Below are 17,954 nucleotides of genomic sequence, written 5' to 3' on the forward strand. Positions count from 1 at the left end.
AGCGACCGCAAGGTCGCTTTTTTGTTTCTGTCATTCCAGTAAACCCTAAACACACGTCTTTCCGGCAACGCTTTTTAGCCGGAATCCAGGTGTTTGCTTGTTGCTTTTATGGCCTGCGGCCACTAACATCGTGGCGCTTTGTCCACACCAGACCAATAGGAAGCTTCAATTGAAATTCTAGTATTTAAAAGCGACCGCAAGGTCGCTTTTTTGTTTCTGTCATTCCAGTAAACCCTAAACACACGTCTTTCCGGCAACGCTTTTTAGCCGGAATCCAGGTGTTTGCTTGTTGCTTTTATGGCCTGCGGCCACTAACGTCGTGGCGCTTTGTCCACACCAGGCCAATAGGAAGCTTCAATTGAAGTTCTAGTATTTAAAAGCGACCGCAAGGTCGCTTTTTTTGTTTCTGTCATTCCAGTAAACTCTAAACACACGTCTTTCCGGCAACGCTTTTTAGCCGGAATCCAGGTGTTTGCTTGTTGCTTTTATGGCCTGCGGCCACTAACGTCGTGGCGTTTTGTTCACACCAGACCAATAGGAAGCTTCAATTGAAGTTTTTGAATTTAAAAGCGAACCGATTGGTTTGCTTTTTGTGCCTGTCATTCCAGTAAACCCTAAACACACGTCTTTCCGGCAACGCTTTTTAGCCGGAATCCAGGTGTTTGCTTGTTGCTTTTATGGCCTGCGGCCACTAACGTCGTGGCGCTTTGTCCACACCAGGCCAATAGGAAGCTTCAATTGAAGTTTTAGTATTTAAAAGCGACCGCGAGGTCGCTTTTTTGTTCTTGTCACACCAAAAGAGCCCTAAATACACCTTATAGCGGTAATGTTTGTATTTACGTCTTTCCGGCAATGCTTTTTAGCCGGAATCCAGGTGTTTGCTTATGCTTTCTGATAAGTAACCTGAGCTCGGGATAATAAATGCCTTTCAAACAGTCCTTTGCCCTGTTCACTGCGTTGAATCGACTTACAATAGGCTAGCTATTGACGCGTCAATTCGCCTTCTTAGCAGAACAAATGACAAGCTTGAAAGTGAGAATTGGTAACATGTTGATTTTAAATAGTATAAGCTCATCCCTTATCCCGAGCTCAGGTTAAGTAGGTTTCGTTCAACATATTAAATTTATGGGGATCCCTCAGACTCTAATCCTCTTCCTCTTGCCCCATTTATTTAGGGTGTAACACAATTTGCATTACACCCTTTGGGTTATACTTTTAAGTCGTTAATTTAAGCACTCTACTGATCACTAGAAACGATATTCAACACCGATACTAGCCTGCTTAAAATCTGTTTCTGTGTCGGAACCGTTAGATACATTATCTAAGTTAATTTCTGCATCATACCAAGTGTACTCGGCATTAATTAAAAAACGGTCTGTTACCTTAAACGCTGCACCTGCACCAGCAAATACACCTTCATCATCTTTATTACCAGAAAACCCGACCACGTCATAATCTGTTGAATACCATAACTGACCACCTTTAGCATAAAGCTCTACTCGATCAGCAATTGGCAATGTCACTTTTAGGCCAGCGGTATAACCATCTGTTTCTGCGCTAGATAAGTTGTTGCCGTAACGACCAAAATCAATATAGCTACCTTCTAGAGCTATGTAGTTGTTGAAGCGATAACCGACTAGTCCCTGGAGAACATCATTATCGTCGTCAAAGTCATCTTCGCCATCAACTTTTAGGTAACCATAATTAGCGCCGACATAAACGCCATTTTCTGCTACGTCTTTCTTAAAGTCATCAGCGTGAGAAAAAGTACTAAAAGAGGCTAACGAAATAAGTCCAGCTAAAGTAATAATTGTATTTTTCATAAGGTACTCCTAGTTAATTACGTAAATACATCTAAATACATTTAACTAGTTACAAAACGGATGCCAACTTTATAAAAGTAACAGAGAGCTGTTTATCTGAGTTTGATATTTGTAATTTAATATCAATTGGTTACGTATACTTTTTTGTGAGTAGCTGTGGGAGATGAGTATATACACCCAATGGTACTGCTTGTTTTTTACCCGCTTAATGAGGTCGTGATAACGTAAAACGGTATATTTTTCTGATTAAATTGTAATATTTTCATATTGAATAATACAATGTTATCAATATGTTATGTGTTGCTTTGTGGTTATCTCTTTCGGATAAGATAAACTATATTCGTTACATTGATATTCCATTATTCTTTGCTATGTCTCTAGGTCTGCGGCCACAGTACTGGTCAAGCCAAACTGGACACTTTCAATTGCAGAGAACAGACTTTGTCGGCGAGTTTTGTGCGCTTTTTGCGTTTGCGGGAAGGAGGGGGTGACAAGTGAGAGGCATTTTGATAAAACTTGTTTTGCATTCATGGCATTTACTCGTGGTAATTTTTGTTTGGCGATAAATTTGATCACCAAATGCCATGAATGTTCCTCAGTTTTTAACCTATCTCATTATTTTTATTCATTCTTTTGTGGGGATTCGTCAGACTCTGACTCCATTTATTACTGTTATATTACTGTTGAATTTTCTCGTTGAGAAAATTATAAAAGGTGATCGCAACTCAAATAGGAAGGGGTTATGTTGGTACTTCAAAAAATGGGTGGCTATGTATTAGTTGAGCGGTTAGTGCACAAAAAGAATATTATCTATCTGTTTTTACTTCTACCCACACCTAAGGAGTCTCAAATGGGGAACTATGCCAACTTTGAACCTGACTTTATCATCAGAACAATAGCTTTGATTGAGCAATATGATGAATTCATTACAGATGTAAGATTTGAAGAACAATATAATTACACTTTAATAATTAACTGCTTTCTTGGCTTAGTTGTCATGCCAAAAGAAAGAATTGTAAATAATATTCCAGCAGAACCTCTTTCTAATCAATTCAAAGTAAAACTTGGATTGGATAATGCCGAACTACATAATTCCATAACAGATTTAAAGAAACTAATTCTTCAACTAAGAAATAGTGTTGCTCATTTTAACATTGAAATAATTTCAGCAGATCAACAATTTCAAGTAGACTATCTACTTTTTAAACACCGTAATAATAGCATTGTAGCCAAAATTCCTGCTAGTGAAATGAAAAAATTCTTAAAAACATACTCTGGCATTTTATTGAATAATATTAAATAGTTAGATTGTTAATGTATATGTCGTTAGCTATTTATACCTGCAAGGCGGCAAATACCTGTAAAAAAATTATATTTTTATACTTTTATATATGGAAAACTTATGGACAAGAAAACTAAAGGAGCATGGATTGTACATCATGCAGAAAAGTTAAAAACTGTAACAAATGCTGATAATGAATTTGAACAAATTAACTTCGCAGGAAAATGTGGGATTTTATTATCTAGTTTGTCATCCGACAGTCAGCATGTGCTTGATGAGGCTAGAGTTAGTGCACTAGCCCGCGCTGCGAATATTAATGTTAGAACTGAGCTCCCATCTTTCATAAATGAATTGCAGAGACAGAGATTAATCTCTACAGGTACTAATGCCATTGAGGTGTTAGGAATGCAAGCTGGAAACGTTTTAGAGCACATTTCCAGAATTTTTGATGAATCGGAACCAAAAAATAAAGAGCAAGCTGTCATTGTGCTTGCTGAAAGTTGTTCTGAACTGCCAATGGATGAGAGTAGAGCCAAAGAATACATCTCTGATACATTTAAATTTGATAATAAAAATGTAAATGATCTGTTCCATAACGTTGAATACATTGGCTTTGTTGATAGCGAAGAAACATTTAATAATAAAAAATTACTTTTTAATGGGAATATTTTCAGGGGGGCTAACACGAAAAAAGCTTATGCTATCATAAGTGCGATGAGTAGTATTGAAGCCGTAAAAATTCAAGATATTAATGATAGGTTGGCAAGGGATGGTTGCTTAAGCGTAAATATTGTGAAAAAGATTTTAGGTGATGAGTTATTTATAAAAGCTCAGTCAATAGCTTTATTCGACGTTAATGCAATCGGGAATGAAACTGGAAAGCATGAGTTCGTTACTAGACCATCTGCATTTAATAAATACTCAAATTCGACAGTCGATGATGCATTTGATTTAGCTAAAGCATTTGTAACATCTTTAACATATGGTATGACCGCAAGATCATCTAATCAAGGCCGAATTCAAATGATAACTGTTCTGTTATCGAAATTGATCAATGGATATTGGATTGGTCCAGCAACTGCAATTGGTCAAGATTACCAAATACTCGAATTTAAAGGCGTGGTAAAAGTTGAGCGAGTTGTGGGCAATCAATGCAGAATGAAATTACTCAAACGTGAAGTTGGAGAGCTCGCTTTACAAGTTATTAATGACGGCGATGCAAGCCAGAATTCGTTGACATCACTACCTAGTGTATCTGCTACGACTTACCTAGCACCAGAATCAACTAGGCAATTAATACGTAAAAATCAAACAGGCCCTATGAAGCGTAATGTAGGCGAAATTTTGAATCAGCTCAGAACTGGAGGGATTTAATGTCAAAATTGGAGTTAAAAAAAGGCGAAAAAGCAGAAGAGAGGTTAAGATCTTATTTCCTCAATTTAGGATATTTTGTGGTTCGTTCTGTAAATGCTAGCTTTCAAGGCTTTGAGGTAACAGATGTCGATTTATTCCTTTATTCTAGAACATCGCCTATTTCACGAGAACGGACGAATGTAGATGTAAAAATGAAACAAAGACCTCAAGCATTGGAACGAATCTTTTGGACTAAGGGTTTACAAGACGTTTTGGGGCTTGAAAAGTGCATAGTTGCAACAACAGATAAAAGAAGTCATGTTGGCGATTTTGGAGCTAAAAATAGTGTTTTAGTCCTTGATGGCAATTTCATGCAGAAATTAGATTCTGCTGAGCGTTTTTCTACAAACCGTTTGGATGAAGAAGAGTTCACTTCGTTGTTAGCAAATGCAACTTTAGGCGAGTTAGGTTGTGATTGGAAAAAAGAATTTGAGAAAGTCAAAGCTAATTTAATAACTAAATTAGACTTTGAAGGTTTGAATGAACTGTTAAATAGAATCAAATACTTTATGAATGAATGTTGCTCTGGCAATGGAAGTGAAGCGTGTTACAGAGCTCTTTACTCATCTATATCTTATTTTTTAATAACATTAGATTATTCACTTAAAGATGTGAGTTATAAAGAACACAGAGAAAGGGTTTTGATTATTTCTGATGGGATTAGATTTGGAGAGAAAGGTAAAATAAAATCTGAGGAGATAGTGGCGATGTCATCCGCATTAATGGCATCATTTATGAATCGAGATGATTATGATGTAAACGCGATTAAAAATGAAGTTTATGCACAATTTATGGCGATACCTGCGGATGATTTAGCTGAATACCTTGGTAGTACTAAAATAATGCAGCGTTTACTTCCTATGGCTATTGAATTTGAAGGACTTGCTTACAATAGAGAGTTTTGCAGTCCAATTTACGCTAGCACAGAGATACAGTCTATTATTGGATTACTTTGTGATTTTAACTCTCTAGATAGGAAGCAAATATTGATCTAACAACATATAATCTTGGCGCTGGAGATCTATATTTTTCAACGTCAAGAATGTTGTTTCAAAAGGAAAGCCCTAACTCGCTGTTCTTCTTAGTGTTAAAAGTTAACCTGTATGGCTCCCGTCAGACTCTTACCCCATTTACTTTAAGTTTACTCTGACCCATTTACTTCTTGATTCTCATAGGTTAAGAATAACAAATTACGTAGGAATATGATGTTACTCGATAGGCCAAGGCTTGCTTTCACCAAAAATAGTCTCAATTCCCTCTTTTATTTCCGATATATCATCCAAGTACAGTACTCTGAGATTTTTTATCGCTCGCGAGCAGGCTACATAGAGCAAGTTTTTTGTATTAATGTGCTTTTCTTCCATCCCAGGAACAGCAAATAAGCGATCTCTTTCCTTCGCTCCTTGTTGTACAACATTAAAATAGTGTTTAAATTTATCTTTATTCATACGGCCAAAACTATGCTCTAGGATGATGGCGACATTCTTGTACTCTTCACCCTTAGTGCCATTATAGGTATGGTAGCTAATATCATCAGCTTCAATACCATCAATAAAGTTAACCCAGTTTATTAAGGACGTGAATTTCAACATGAAATTTACGTGAGTATTCTTTTAGCCAACCAGCATAGGCTTTGAAATCTTGTTCAGAAGTGAAACAAACTTGGCGATTATTACCGCGCTGAATAATATGCTGTGGGATCCCGACAGGGCAAATCCTTGGTTTTCTTGGCATGTGTAACTTCCATGTTCAAAGTGACTTGAACTAGAGAGTATAGCTAAGAAATTTAAGTTTACTCTGACCCCACTTATTATCATTAGGCTCTACCCCCACTTAGGAACTTATGCCCTTATGTGATGTCAATGATAAGTACAACAAAGTGACTGCTTTAAATTAAAAAAGAGTATATTTAAATTTTCCTGAAGAAATTTTAAATAGATTTAAAATTAGTTTGTTTTTAACGAGGTATTTAAGGGTTATGAAGCGTATATTTGTATTTTTAATGATTGTTTGGGTTGTTTCTGGGTGCAGTAGTATACCGCTAACAACAATGTATAAAATGATGAGTGTCAATCCATTAGAACTTGAACCAGGTGAGATTGTTGTCGCTGTTCAAGCCCCGAATGGAATAGTTGTTAATAATAACGATGTAGTGATTAAATTTAACTTTAAAACTAATGACCCTAACTATAGTTTTGAGCATGAATATTTTGTAAAAGTGAATGACCAATATGTATTACCTGATGAGTTGAGAAAAAAAAGCAATATTGACAGTAAGTTTTTTATTTTACAATTGAAAAAAGATGATGCGTTAAAAATGCTACATGGACAGGACATTGTAAAGAAATATAGAATTAACAATAGTGATGGTGCTGGTAGTTTTAATCTTAGCGTCGAGTCTGCATGTAAAAATAGTCAGTTCTCCAATAATAATAATGAATTAAATGTGTATTTAAAACTTAATGACAATGATGATTTTTTTACATTTATGGAAGACCTAAACGTGTTAGAGCTCGGTGAAGATAATCCTAGTTATTTTAAACCTATTACGCTTTGTACGTAGGCACAAGTAACATAACAAATAACATAGACATCCATAATTATTGCAGTGTATACCTTATAATGCTCCACCATTCATTGAGCTTTCAATTGCAGAGAACAGACTTTGTCGGCGAGTTTTGTGCGCTTTTTGCGTTTGCGGGAAGGAGGGGGGTGACAAGCGATAGGCATTTTGATAAAACTTGTTTCGCATTCATGGCATTTACTCGTGGTAATATTTGTTTGGCGATAAATTTGATCACCAAATGCCATGAATGTTCCTCAGTGTTTAACCTATCTCATTATTTTATTGATTTTTTTGGTGGTTCGTCAGATTTTGCCCTCATCTATTTCATGCCATGCGCGAATGTTAAAACTGCGTCATTCCCGCAACATTTTTTATTGGGAATTAAAGCATTAAAAAAGCGAACAGATTAGTTCGCTTTTTTATGAGTGTACTAATAATCTATTGAATGAATGTTATTTCATCTGCGAATAAAACACCTTCTTTTTTACCTTTAACAACTTTGAAACTAACTTTAGTATCATTTGATATTAATTTCTCATCACTTTTATTATGTAAGTTTGTAACTCGAAAGAAATAATCATTTTCATGTTCTGTGAATGCATTTATACAGCCGTATCCACCTTTCTTATGGAAAAACTTTATTGTCGATTCAATAGTTTTGTTATCAGGAATTGAGGGTTTCGGTATAATTAAATTAGTCAAAGTGTTTATGTATTCATTTTCATTGAGCTCAGTGATTAATATATTTACTTTAACCCTTAGTTGTGTGTCTTTGTGTCTATCAAATATTATTGATTGCGAATTTTCTTTACGTGTTATCGGTGTACCATCGCCTAGTTTCATTGAAAATAGATCTTGATATCTTTTAGGCCCGATACCAGTGAACGCTACGAACTTAACTTTATTGTTACATGTTGTCTCAGTATCAGTAATACTATCATTATGTAGCTCAATCGCTTTGCTTTTAGGGTATGGCTCAATATAAAAAACTTTATCTATACCCGAGGCAACGATATGTTTTGCACAATTGTGACAAGGATAGGTAGTGCAATACATTGTTGCCCTATTTACTGGTATTCCATTTCTTGCAGCTGACATTAGTGCTGACATTTCAGCATGTACCGCTCTACCAAATTCAGTAATATCGCCTAGTCTTGTTGAGTCAATTAATTTAAATAATTCCTCACTTTCAAGATTTGGCACTTTATCTTGTAAGCTTTGAATAATTTCATTGATAATCTTATCTTTTTCCTCAGCATTTTTATCACCGCCAAGTGTATAGTCGCGTTTATCTTCAAAATCCTTTGGTTCTGCAGTTCCATCATATGCTATATATGGTATATCAGGCCAATAATGTCCACCGCCAAACCTAGGTACATCGTTCGAGCCCATTGCAATAATGTCATTATGCTCGTTTGCTATTGCTGAACCGACTTGTCTTGATAAGTCAGCGGAGCGAAGTGAAGACATATAGGCAAGAAACATACTATGTTCATCGGGTGTTGGCGTTACAATAGGTGCCCCAAAAATCAAATCAACAAACCTTTCTAAATATGAAAATACAATTTTACTATTATCTTCACTAAGGTTTAAAAATAAATCAGAAAGCTGAAATGCTTTGTTTGTTTGATTTCCGTATTTATTATATTTTTTTGCTTGTTTATCAAAATCTTCATCGACCATTTTTTTTGCTAGTTCTGGGTCATCAGTTTCAATTGTTTTCTGCTTTAATCGATCTTCATATGGAGAGGTTACTCCTATGGTATAAAAGCATTTACCATAGACCTGTTTTAATCTTTCAATTTCTTCTGGTCTTTTTAGACTGTCAAGTATATAAACTTTACATTTGTTATTTATTACTCTGTTATTTTTTAAATGTTTAATTACTAAGGATGAGAATATCTCTAGGCAATAATCATTATTAGCATTCTCTTCTCGAATACTCCCCATTGAAATGCTGGTGCTATCTAATTCGTTACGTTTTAGGCTTCCTGTATTCCCGTTTAATATATTCGGTAAGTTACTTACTTGTACCACTTCTGATATGAAATTGAATCTATTAATTGATTCCGTTAGTTTTGCTATAACTTTATCTAAATCAACACCAATTGGTGCAACTAATCCAATAATAACTTCCTGATAATTAGTTTCTGTTTTGTTCAAAATATATATCCTTATAAGTTACAACAATAATTTTTTTGTGATTAAAACTGTTCAATAACCATCATTTCCCAGCTGCACTCTTACTCAAACACCGCTGCGCCACTTGATACACAATGGCTTCGACTTGTTGTTGGCTGAGTGTTTGGGTTACTTCTTTATTCGATCTAAGCGCTGGTATGGTTTTGACCAGCTGTTTGTGATTTAAGATGGGGAATGGTGGCTTTGTTTGGCTTGTAACATACCAGCCGGGGAATACTAGTACTGGACTGGCAAACACTTGCTGGCCGGTGGCTTTGGTGAGCCATTTACTGACCCATGTTGCTTGGCGAGTTGCTTGTTCTATTGGCTTGGTTTCTGTCCAAGACGGGAAGTGTAAACGGCCGTCTTTATAAAATAGTTGGTAGTCTTTACCTTGGGTTGCGCTAGTCGATTTGCTGTCGCGTTTGCGCTTGTGGCGGCCTTTGGTTTCGATGGCGAATACGCCATTTTTACCTATTGCTAAATGATCGATGTTAAAGCCGTCGGCTTGTATGTCGTGAAACACTTGATAGCCCAAAGCTTGTAAGCCGATTAGCTCATTGGCAGTGGCGATTTCTGCTGTGTGGCCTAGGCGTAATTTGGTGAGTTTAGAAATAGTTTTCCACGTTTTGTAGCCGCAGTATGTCAACCCAATAAAGGCTATTAAAGCAAAAACATATGGAAATGTATTGTCGTTAATATGCTTAACAATACTTTCGTATGCAAACGGGAATGTCACTATTATTACGGCCATCGTTAAGCCGGAGATTAGATCAAACTGTAAGTCTTGAATTTGTTGCTGTAAGCCAAATGCGGGGATGCGCTGAAGTTGATCGCGATCGACAGGCAGCTTTACAGTGTAGTCTCGGTATTTAAGCATTAGGTGCATAATTAACACCATCATAAACATGCCCGAAAGTAAGATGATGGTGGCGAATACATTGGTAAACAAGCTTGTCATTGTCGTCCTTGATATAAAATGAGTCTTATATGACTCGTTTTATAAATTTAATCGTTAACCAATAGCTCGACATTTTTTTAACTCAGCACTGTAAGCTTCAGTTAGTTCATTATGCTTACGCGTGAATTCTTTAATATCTTTGCGATATTTGGTTCTTATTTCAGCAGATTCAGCGTGATACTTTTCGCTTGTTTTTTTGCAGCCTAGTCTCACATTTTCAGCATCATTGAAATCCATTTCGGCTTTAACTTGTATTTCACTTAGCTGCTGTTGAGAAATTCGTTCGTAAGTTTTTTTTCCAATAAAGAGTTTCTTGTTATCAGGTGATAAGGCAATCGGTTGTATGCCCATAATGGATAATTTCTCATTATTATTTTGTAATAGGGTAGGTTTCGACGGCCTTATTTCTTTACCCCATAAATCTAACCCAGTTTTGTTTAGAATATTTTCACTAAAAAAATAATTATCACCATCTTTTGATATTTCTGCAACTTTAAGGACTTTACTATCAATAGGTTGCCAGTAACCTATATGATTGTCCATTGAGTTACCGCCACAACCAATGAGCAAAATACTGATACAAAACAAAAATAACTTCTTCATATGCTCTAACTTCCTTGTTGATATAAAATAGACTAGAAATAAGTGGGTAGAGTAAATCTTTTAAAATCTACTTCTGTTTCAAATTTTCACCTGAAATGCATCAAAAAGATCAAAAGGGGAGGGAGTTAAGCGGTGTGCTGTGGCTTTGTGTAAACGATAGCGCGGTGGCTATGGTTTCATCCCTGATTCTGATTTGATCACTTGTGTCGCTTTGACTGCATTCCTTGTGTGTTCAGACAATAACCGATTTTTACGCTTTTATTCAATCTATTTTTAATCATTCTGTATCAATTATGTCAAAAATATCATTGCAGAATAATGGTTTGTATCAGTGTGTATCTTAATGGCTTGCAGTAAAGGAAGTGCTTGGTCTGTTGTGTTAGTCAGCTTCGCTAGTGAGTCGCGCTAGTCTGCTGTTTTAATCGATAAGCGTTATCTTTACAGCTACCATTTACCCTAATACTACACATAAAAAGGCCTGCTTATTTAAGCAGGCCTTTTGGGTTTAGCTTTGGCTGTCGGCGACGTTCACTTCAAAAACATCGCTTAAGCTAGTCACTATTTGGGTTAATCAATTTCTTCACAAGCAGTTATAAAATCAGACTGTAAAAGTGGTCTTAGAACTGGTTCATTGTGTTGTCTTTACCAGACGCTTTAAGCGCTTGGTCGCCAGAGAAGTACTCTTTATGTGCATCACCCATATCTGAACCTGCCATGTTTTGATGTTTAACACAGGCGATTCCTTCACGGATTTCCTTACGTTGAACATTGGCAACATAACCCAACATACCTTGGTCACCGAAGTATTCTTTAGCCAAGTTGTCGGTAGACAGTGCTGCTGTATGGTAAGTCGGTAGTGTAATAAGGTGATGGAAAATACCTGCTTCACGTGCCGAGTCAGCTTGGAAAGTACGAATTTTTTCATCAGCTTGGATAGCAAGCTCAGTGGTATCGTAATCAACACTCATTAATTGAGCGCGGTCGTAAGCTGATACGTCTTGTCCTGCTTCTTTCATTGCATCAAATACTTGCTGACGGAAGTTAAGCGTCCAGTTAAACGATGGCGAGTTGTTATACACAAGCTTGGCGTTAGGAATAACTTTACGGATTTCGTTAACCATGCCACCAATTTGCGATACATGCGGCTTTTCAGTTTCAATCCACAATAAATCAGCGCCATTTTGCAGTGAAGTAATACAGTCAAGTACGCAACGTTCTTCACCCGTGCCACCACGGAATTTAAATAAGCCATTTGGTAGACGAGCTGGTTTCACCAGTTTGCCACCTTGCTTGAATACCACATCACCATTTTCAAGTTTTGCAGCATCAACGGCTTCAACTTCAAGGAAGCTATTGTATAAATCGCCTAGATCGCCAACTTCTTTGGTTACAGCAATTTTTTGCGTTAAGCCTGCACCTAATGAATCGGTACGCGCAACAATTACGCCGTCATCGATACCGAGTTCTAAAAATGCATAACGAACTGCGTTAATTTTTGCTAAAAACTCAACATGTGGCACGGTGACTTTACCGTCTTGGTGGCCACACTGTTTTACGTCTGACACCTGGTTTTCTAATTGAATACAACAAGCACCGGCTTCAATCATTTGTTTTGCCATTAAATACGTGGCTTCTTCGTTACCAAAACCGGCATCAATGTCGGCAATAATAGGCACAACATGGGTTTCGAAGTTTTCAATTTTGTGTTGAATCGCGGCTTTATCTGACTCTTTAGCATTATCTAGTTCGCGGAAAAGGCCACCTAGTTCACGTGCATCAGCTTGACGTAGGAAGGTGTATAGCTCTTTAATCAACGCAGCAACAGAGGTTTTTTCATGCATAGATTGGTCAGGTAATGGACCAAACTCACTGCGCAGTGCCGCTACCATCCAACCTGAAAGGTATAAGTAACGACGCTTGGTGGTTAAAAGGTGTTTTTTAATCGAAATCATTTTTTGTTGGGCGATAAAACCATGCCAGCAACCTAAAGACTGAGTGTACTGCGATGAGTCTTTGTCGTAGTTGTCCATGTCTTCACGCATGATCTTGGCTGTGTATTTTGCAATATCTAACCCAGTTTTAAAGCGATTTTGTAGACGCATACGAGCGACTGACTCTGGGTTGATGGCATTCCATGCACTACCTTCTGAATTAATCAAGGTGGCAGCTTCATCGATATTATTTTTGTAGTGAGTCATGTGTTTATTCCTTAACAAATAGATTAGCGGCAATTGATTACGTTGATAATAATAGTTAGATTTGGTTAAATAAACCTAATTTATGCTTACTATCTTCGGTATTCACCATATGAATGTATCTCGTATCGACTTGAACCTCCTTGTTTATTTAGATGTTTTACTGCGTGAAAGAAACGTGACTAAAGCGGCAGACCAACTTGGGATCAGCCAACCTGCAATGAGTAATGGCCTAAAACGCTTACGAAACTTGTTTGATGATCCCTTACTTATTCGCACTAGTCTGGGTATGACGCCGACCGAACGCGCAAATGAATTACAACCCATTATTAGTGAGTTGATTATTGGGCTGGAAAAAGCCGTGCAACCGCGTGCCCATTTTGATCCACTAGAAAGCGATAAAGTCTTTCGTGTTATGGCAAGTGATTATGCAGAAGCGACGTTAATTCCGCCGCTTATTGCCAAGCTTCGTACTCAAGCACCTAACATTATTTTAGATATCATGACCCCAAGTGATGTCAGTTTCCCTGATGTAGAACAAGGAAGAGTCGATATGGTGATCAATCGTTTCGACAGTATTCCGCAATCATTTCATCAAAAAGTTTTGTGGAGTGATGACTTTAGCTGCTTGATTAGTAAGGGTAATCCTGTTCTAAAGAAGTTTTCTTTAGACAGTTATTTAAAAGCTAAGCATGTGTGGGTGAGTAAAACAGGGATGGGCGTTGGGGTAGGGATGAACCCAGATGATGTTCAGCGTTTGGGCTGGGTAGATGAAGCATTAACGCGAATGGGGGTTAAACGTCAGATCACCGTTTTTACACGCCATTATCAAGCCGCCTGTTTGTTGGCTGAGCAACAAGATTTGATCGCAACCATACCAAGTAAGATGGCACGTCATCACATCAATAATGAGCGAGTGAGTATTGTTCCGCCGCCTTTTATTATTCAACCCATCGCCTTAACTATGGCCTGGAGCCCTTTGCTTCAACATAATCCAGCGCATCAATGGATGCGTCAACTTATTACTAAAACCGCAGAAGAGATAAATAGAGGCGATGTTTAATCTTACTGTTATTGTGATTTTTAGTTACGTATATGTTGTAAATTAACCAAAAAACACCATTTTGCCATATCTTTGGTGAATAGTGGTGATAATAAGCATAAATTGGATAAATGAGATAACTTTGATATAGAGTAAAGAATTACTGCGTATGAACAGTAAGCTGTTAACAGTGGAATGAGTTTGAGCTAGTGATTTGGGACTACTGATTTAGGGCCAATGATTTAAGGCATATGATTTAGGACTGAGTTTACGGTCAACGCACAGAAATTAAGGTAGGGATATAACATGACAGCACGTATTCAAGTAGGTGGATTACACATAGCACAAGAGTTGTGGCAATTGGTCGACAGTGACATTTGCCCAGGTACTGGCATTGATTCAGCAACCTTTTGGGCAAAATTTGAGGACATTATTAATGAATTTTCTCCCGTTAATGCGAAGCTGTTAGAAAAAAGACAACAACTACAACAGCAAATTGATCAATGGCATATTGACCATCCCACCAAAGATTTTGACCCTGCAAAATATAAAGCTTTTCTATTTGAAATAGGTTACCTGGTGCCTGAGGGTGAGGCTTTTCAAATTAGCACTGAAAATGTCGACCATGAAATTGCCGCGCAAGCTGGACCACAATTGGTGGTGCCGGTTAAAAATGCTCGCTTTGCGCTTAACGCTGCCAATGCACGTTGGGGCAGCTTGTATGATGCACTGTATGGCACTGACGCAATATCTGAAGACGATGGCGCCGAGCAAACTAAACAGTACAACCCAATACGCGGTAATAAAGTTATCGCTTTTGCCAAACAACATTTAGATACCGCTGCGCCCTTAGCACAAGGCAGCCATGCTGATGTGACTCGTTATTATTTCGACGCGGGTGTGTTGCGGATGCAATTAACTGACGGCTCGACTACAACCTTAGCCCAAACCGATAAGTGTGTGGGTTACCAAGGTAGTGCCGATGCACCAAGTGCTATTTTGTTAGTTAATAATGGTCTGCATATCGAAATTCAAATAGATCCAAGCAGTGTTATTGGTGGCAGCGATCGCGCTGGCGTTAAAGACTTACTGGTTGAAGCCGCTGTTACCACCATTATGGACTGTGAAGACTCTGTCGCTGCAGTGGATGCTGAAGATAAGGTTGAAGTTTATCGCAATTGGTTAGGTTTGATGCAAGGTAACTTAGTTGCCTCGCTGACTAAAAATGGTAAAGAGATTGTAAGAGAGCTCAACGATGATCGCGTCTATACCGCTGCTAATGCCAACCAAAGTACAGATATAGAAACAGTGACGTTACCCGGTAGAAGTTTGCTATTTGTGCGTAATGTGGGTCACTTGATGACCATTGATGCTGTGTTGGATAAAAATGGCAACCAAGTGCCTGAAGGAATACTAGATGGCATGATCACTGTGCTTGCTGCGATGCATGACCTTAAAGGTAACAATAATGGTCGTAGTAATAGCCGCAAAGGTTCGGTGAATATTGTAAAACCCAAAATGCATGGCCCTGAAGAGGTGCAATTTACCTGTGACCTGTTTGCTAAGATAGAAGATGCGCTCAAGCTGCCGCGTAATACTATTAAGGTCGGCATTATGGATGAAGAGCGCAGAACGACACTGAATTTAAAAGAGTGCATTAGGGCAGCCAAAGATCGCGTCGTGTTTATTAATACTGGCTTTCTTGATCGTACGGGTGATGAGTTGCATACCTCCATGCTAGCGGGTGCGTTTGTGCCTAAATCGGTGATGAAGCAGCAAAAATGGATCAGTGCTTACGAAGATTGGAATGTTGATATTGGACTTGAATGTGGCTTACAAGGTCGTGCTCAAATCGGTAAAGGCATGTGGCCAATGCCAGATGAAATGGCAGCGATGCTTGAACAAAAATCGGCTCATCCTAAAGCTGGCGCAAACACAGCGTGGGTGCCTTCGCCAAATGGTGCCGTGCTGCATTCTATTCATTATCACCAAATTAATGTGGCAGATGTTCAGCAACAAATTAAACAACGCCCACGTGCTAGCATTGACAATTTGTTGACCATACCTTTACTTGCTGAAGGGGTAACACTCACCAATGAGCAAATTACTTTTGAACTAGAAAATAATGCCCAGGGTATTTTAGGGTATGTAGTGCGCTGGATTGATCAAGGTGTGGGGTGTTCAAAAGTGCCTGATATTAATAATGTCGGCTTGATGGAAGACAGAGCAACCTTGAGAATTTCATCGCAATATTTAACTAATTGGCTTGAGCATGGCATATGCAGTGAAGCACAAGTGATGGCCGCGTTGAAAAAAATGGCTGCGGTGGTCGATACTCAAAATGCAGGTGATCCGCTGTATACTAATATGGCGCCTAACTTTGACGGCATCGCCTTTAAAGCGGCATGCGACTTGATTTTTAAAGGCAAATCCCAGCCTTCTGGTTACACTGAGCCTTTGCTACATGCTTATCGAATTCAAGCTAAAGCTAAAGCAGGTTAATTTTTAGCGTTATTACCGGCTCTGAGTTGATGTAGTCACTCAGTATATAAGCCCTGATCTGGCAAAGATTAGGGCTTTTTTGTGGCCATTTTATAAGTGACCACTCAGAATGCGTCCAGCAGTTTTTGATTTAGGCGTCGCTATGCAGTAATGGTGTTCCCTTTCAAATCGCGAGAACGCAGAGCAAAAGCTGCTGGAGCATTCCTTTCAGGCGAGTTTTAAAAAGGCTTACACTGCGTTGCATGACTTCGAAAGAGAACCACTATTCATTCAGTCATGCGCCTTATTTAAGCCCTTTTAAACTCTCGCTGTGCCATCACTTATTAACGCGTAATGGTATAAACTTTTAACGTACCCGCTAGCCTGCGGTGTTTTGACCAGATTGTTGGGCCGATTTATTTCAGATGCAGAGCTTTAATCACAGATCACATTTATGATTGTTTTCGCTGTCAGATTAAGCGAGTCTATATAAAACCGACTAGAAATGAGCTTTATGAAATATTCGTTATTCGCTTTGGGATTACTGTTTAGTAGCCCGACACTGTTTGCTATGGATGTTGAATATACTGCAACGCCTATCAAGATTGATGGGGTTGCCGATGCAGCATGGCAGCAAGCTAAGTGGCAGACTATGCCGTATTTAATGGATGGAGTATTGCCTGATTCTGCGAGTGATTTTAGTGGTCAATATAAATTACTGTGGGATGAGCATTATTTGTATCTGCAAGCTGAAATTACCGACGATGTGTTGCTTGATACCCATGCCGACCCTACGGTGAATTATTGGGATGATGACACCTTAGAGATTTTTATTGATAGCGATGCCTCAGGCGGCGATCATCAGTTTAACCACAGTGCATTTGCTTATCATATAGGTCTAGATAATCAGGCGGCTGATTATGGCCCAGACAAACAAGCTCACCTGTATACCTCGCATGTCAATAGCCGGTGGCAGCGCAGTAGTGAAGCGCCTTACAACGTGATTTGGGAAGTGGCGATTAAGCTGTATCCTAATGACTTTAAAGAAGGCCAGGAAGATAAGCCTTTATTGCTAACGCCAAATAAAGTGATTGGTTTTATGCTCGCCTATTGCGATAACGATGGCAGCCCTGTAAGGGAGCATTTTATGGGTTCCCATGAGATCCCCCCAGTTAACGGTGACAAAAACAGAGGCTTTATCGACGCCAATGTGTTTGGCCATATTACCCTTAAACATTACCCTTAAACGTTAACCAGATGCTCCATTGTCGAGGCGATCAGCACACAAGTGCAAAAGCAGTTATTAGTAATTGTGACATCGTCTGATTTTGTCAAACTTTGCCAGCGTGTGTTGCTACAACCATAAATGACTGTAGGCTTTGGTTTGATAATGTTTATTGGATAAAA

14 protein-coding genes are annotated in these 17,954 nt (G+C 38.4%); 7 read left to right on the forward strand and 7 right to left on the reverse strand.

What is annotated here, in order from left to right:
* Positions 1-1,247: 1,247 nt before the first annotated feature.
* Positions 1,248-1,823 carry a porin family protein gene (locus IEY40_RS04555; protein WP_188953799.1) on the reverse strand — a complete coding sequence of 192 codons (576 nt, stop codon included), beginning with the start codon at positions 1,821-1,823 and terminating at the stop codon, positions 1,248-1,250.
* A gap of 742 nt (positions 1,824-2,565) precedes the next feature.
* Here IEY40_RS04555 and IEY40_RS04560 point away from each other — a divergent pair.
* The 3 genes from IEY40_RS04560 to IEY40_RS04570 all read left to right on the forward strand — a co-directional run bounded on the left by IEY40_RS04560 (position 2,566) and on the right by IEY40_RS04570 (position 5,513).
* Positions 2,566-3,126: a HEPN family nuclease gene (locus IEY40_RS04560; protein WP_188953801.1), complete on the forward strand. Its 561-nt coding sequence runs from the start codon at positions 2,566-2,568 to the stop codon at positions 3,124-3,126.
* Positions 3,127-3,225: 99 nt separating this feature from the next.
* Positions 3,226-4,479, forward strand: a complete 1,254-nt coding sequence (locus IEY40_RS04565) for a hypothetical protein (RefSeq protein WP_188953803.1) — start codon at positions 3,226-3,228, stop codon at positions 4,477-4,479.
* The gene (locus tag IEY40_RS04570; protein WP_188953805.1) at positions 4,479-5,513 is read left to right on the forward strand and encodes a hypothetical protein; all 1,035 of its coding nucleotides are present in this window, start codon (positions 4,479-4,481) and stop codon (positions 5,511-5,513) included. The genes IEY40_RS04565 and IEY40_RS04570 overlap by 1 nt, the downstream gene beginning before the upstream one ends.
* A 213-nt stretch (positions 5,514-5,726) precedes the next feature.
* Here IEY40_RS04570 and IEY40_RS04575 read toward each other — a convergent pair whose 3' ends face one another.
* Positions 5,727-6,110: a hypothetical protein gene (locus IEY40_RS04575; RefSeq protein ID WP_229777005.1), complete on the reverse strand. Its 384-nt coding sequence runs from the start codon at positions 6,108-6,110 to the stop codon at positions 5,727-5,729.
* Positions 6,076-6,252, reverse strand: a complete 177-nt coding sequence (locus IEY40_RS04580; RefSeq protein WP_188953807.1) for a hypothetical protein — start codon at positions 6,250-6,252, stop codon at positions 6,076-6,078. Before IEY40_RS04580 ends, IEY40_RS04575 begins: the two co-directional genes overlap by 35 nt.
* Before the next feature lie 244 nt (positions 6,253-6,496).
* Here IEY40_RS04580 and IEY40_RS04585 point away from each other — a divergent pair, with 244 nt between their 5' ends.
* On the forward strand, positions 6,497-7,081 hold the full coding sequence (locus IEY40_RS04585; protein WP_188953809.1) for a hypothetical protein: 585 nt from the start codon (positions 6,497-6,499) through the stop codon (positions 7,079-7,081).
* Between the two features lie 441 nt (positions 7,082-7,522).
* Here the strand turns inward: IEY40_RS04585 and IEY40_RS04590 are convergent, their stop codons facing one another.
* The 4 genes from IEY40_RS04590 to IEY40_RS04605 form a co-directional block, all read right to left on the reverse strand.
* The gene (locus tag IEY40_RS04590; protein ID WP_188953811.1) at positions 7,523-9,247 is read right to left on the reverse strand and encodes an anti-phage dCTP deaminase; all 1,725 of its coding nucleotides are present in this window, start codon (positions 9,245-9,247) and stop codon (positions 7,523-7,525) included.
* A gap of 61 nt (positions 9,248-9,308) precedes the next feature.
* A complete protein-coding gene (locus IEY40_RS04595) occupies positions 9,309-10,226 on the reverse strand; it encodes a nuclease-related domain-containing protein (RefSeq protein WP_188953813.1) in 918 nt (305 codons plus the stop codon).
* Positions 10,227-10,280: 54 nt separating this feature from the next.
* The gene (locus IEY40_RS04600; RefSeq protein ID WP_188953815.1) at positions 10,281-10,829 is read right to left on the reverse strand and encodes a hypothetical protein; all 549 of its coding nucleotides are present in this window, start codon (positions 10,827-10,829) and stop codon (positions 10,281-10,283) included.
* Between the two features lie 617 nt (positions 10,830-11,446).
* Positions 11,447-13,027 (reverse strand): isocitrate lyase, encoded by a 1,581-nt coding sequence (locus tag IEY40_RS04605; RefSeq protein WP_188953817.1) that lies wholly within the window; start codon positions 13,025-13,027, stop codon positions 11,447-11,449.
* Between the two features lie 109 nt (positions 13,028-13,136).
* Between IEY40_RS04605 and IEY40_RS04610 the strand changes: the two genes are divergently transcribed.
* The 3 genes from IEY40_RS04610 (at position 13,137) to IEY40_RS04620 (ending at position 17,793) form a co-directional block, all read left to right on the forward strand.
* Positions 13,137-14,087 (forward strand): LysR family transcriptional regulator, encoded by a 951-nt coding sequence (locus tag IEY40_RS04610; protein WP_188953819.1) that lies wholly within the window; start codon positions 13,137-13,139, stop codon positions 14,085-14,087.
* A 285-nt stretch (positions 14,088-14,372) separates the two neighbouring features.
* Entirely contained in the window at positions 14,373-16,568 is a 2,196-nt protein-coding gene (locus IEY40_RS04615; protein WP_188953820.1) for a malate synthase G, read from the forward strand.
* A 493-nt stretch (positions 16,569-17,061) separates the two neighbouring features.
* On the forward strand, positions 17,062-17,793 hold the full coding sequence (locus IEY40_RS04620) for a CBM9 family sugar-binding protein (protein WP_188953822.1): 732 nt from the start codon (positions 17,062-17,064) through the stop codon (positions 17,791-17,793).
* Positions 17,794-17,954 lie beyond the last annotated feature (161 nt).

Origin of the sequence: Shewanella ulleungensis, assembly GCF_014648315.1 — a bacterium.
GTDB lineage: Bacteria > Pseudomonadota > Gammaproteobacteria > Enterobacterales > Shewanellaceae > Shewanella > Shewanella ulleungensis.

Coding starts and splice junctions, on each gene's coding strand:
- IEY40_RS04555 (WP_188953799.1), bottom strand. CDS start 1,823: ATGAAAAATACAATTATTACTTTAGCTGGACTTATTTCGTTAGCCTCT.
- IEY40_RS04560 (WP_188953801.1), top strand. CDS start 2,566: ATGTTGGTACTTCAAAAAATGGGTGGCTATGTATTAGTTGAGCGGTTA.
- IEY40_RS04565 (WP_188953803.1), top strand. CDS start 3,226: ATGGACAAGAAAACTAAAGGAGCATGGATTGTACATCATGCAGAAAAG.
- IEY40_RS04570 (WP_188953805.1), top strand. CDS start 4,479: ATGTCAAAATTGGAGTTAAAAAAAGGCGAAAAAGCAGAAGAGAGGTTA.
- IEY40_RS04575 (WP_229777005.1), bottom strand. CDS start 6,110: ATGTTGAAATTCACGTCCTTAATAAACTGGGTTAACTTTATTGATGGT.
- IEY40_RS04580 (WP_188953807.1), bottom strand. CDS start 6,252: ATGCCAAGAAAACCAAGGATTTGCCCTGTCGGGATCCCACAGCATATT.
- IEY40_RS04585 (WP_188953809.1), top strand. CDS start 6,497: ATGAAGCGTATATTTGTATTTTTAATGATTGTTTGGGTTGTTTCTGGG.
- IEY40_RS04595 (WP_188953813.1), bottom strand. CDS start 10,226: ATGACAAGCTTGTTTACCAATGTATTCGCCACCATCATCTTACTTTCG.
- IEY40_RS04600 (WP_188953815.1), bottom strand. CDS start 10,829: ATGAAGAAGTTATTTTTGTTTTGTATCAGTATTTTGCTCATTGGTTGT.
- IEY40_RS04605 (WP_188953817.1), bottom strand. CDS start 13,027: ATGACTCACTACAAAAATAATATCGATGAAGCTGCCACCTTGATTAAT.
- IEY40_RS04610 (WP_188953819.1), top strand. CDS start 13,137: ATGAATGTATCTCGTATCGACTTGAACCTCCTTGTTTATTTAGATGTT.
- IEY40_RS04615 (WP_188953820.1), top strand. CDS start 14,373: ATGACAGCACGTATTCAAGTAGGTGGATTACACATAGCACAAGAGTTG.
- IEY40_RS04620 (WP_188953822.1), top strand. CDS start 17,062: ATGAAATATTCGTTATTCGCTTTGGGATTACTGTTTAGTAGCCCGACA.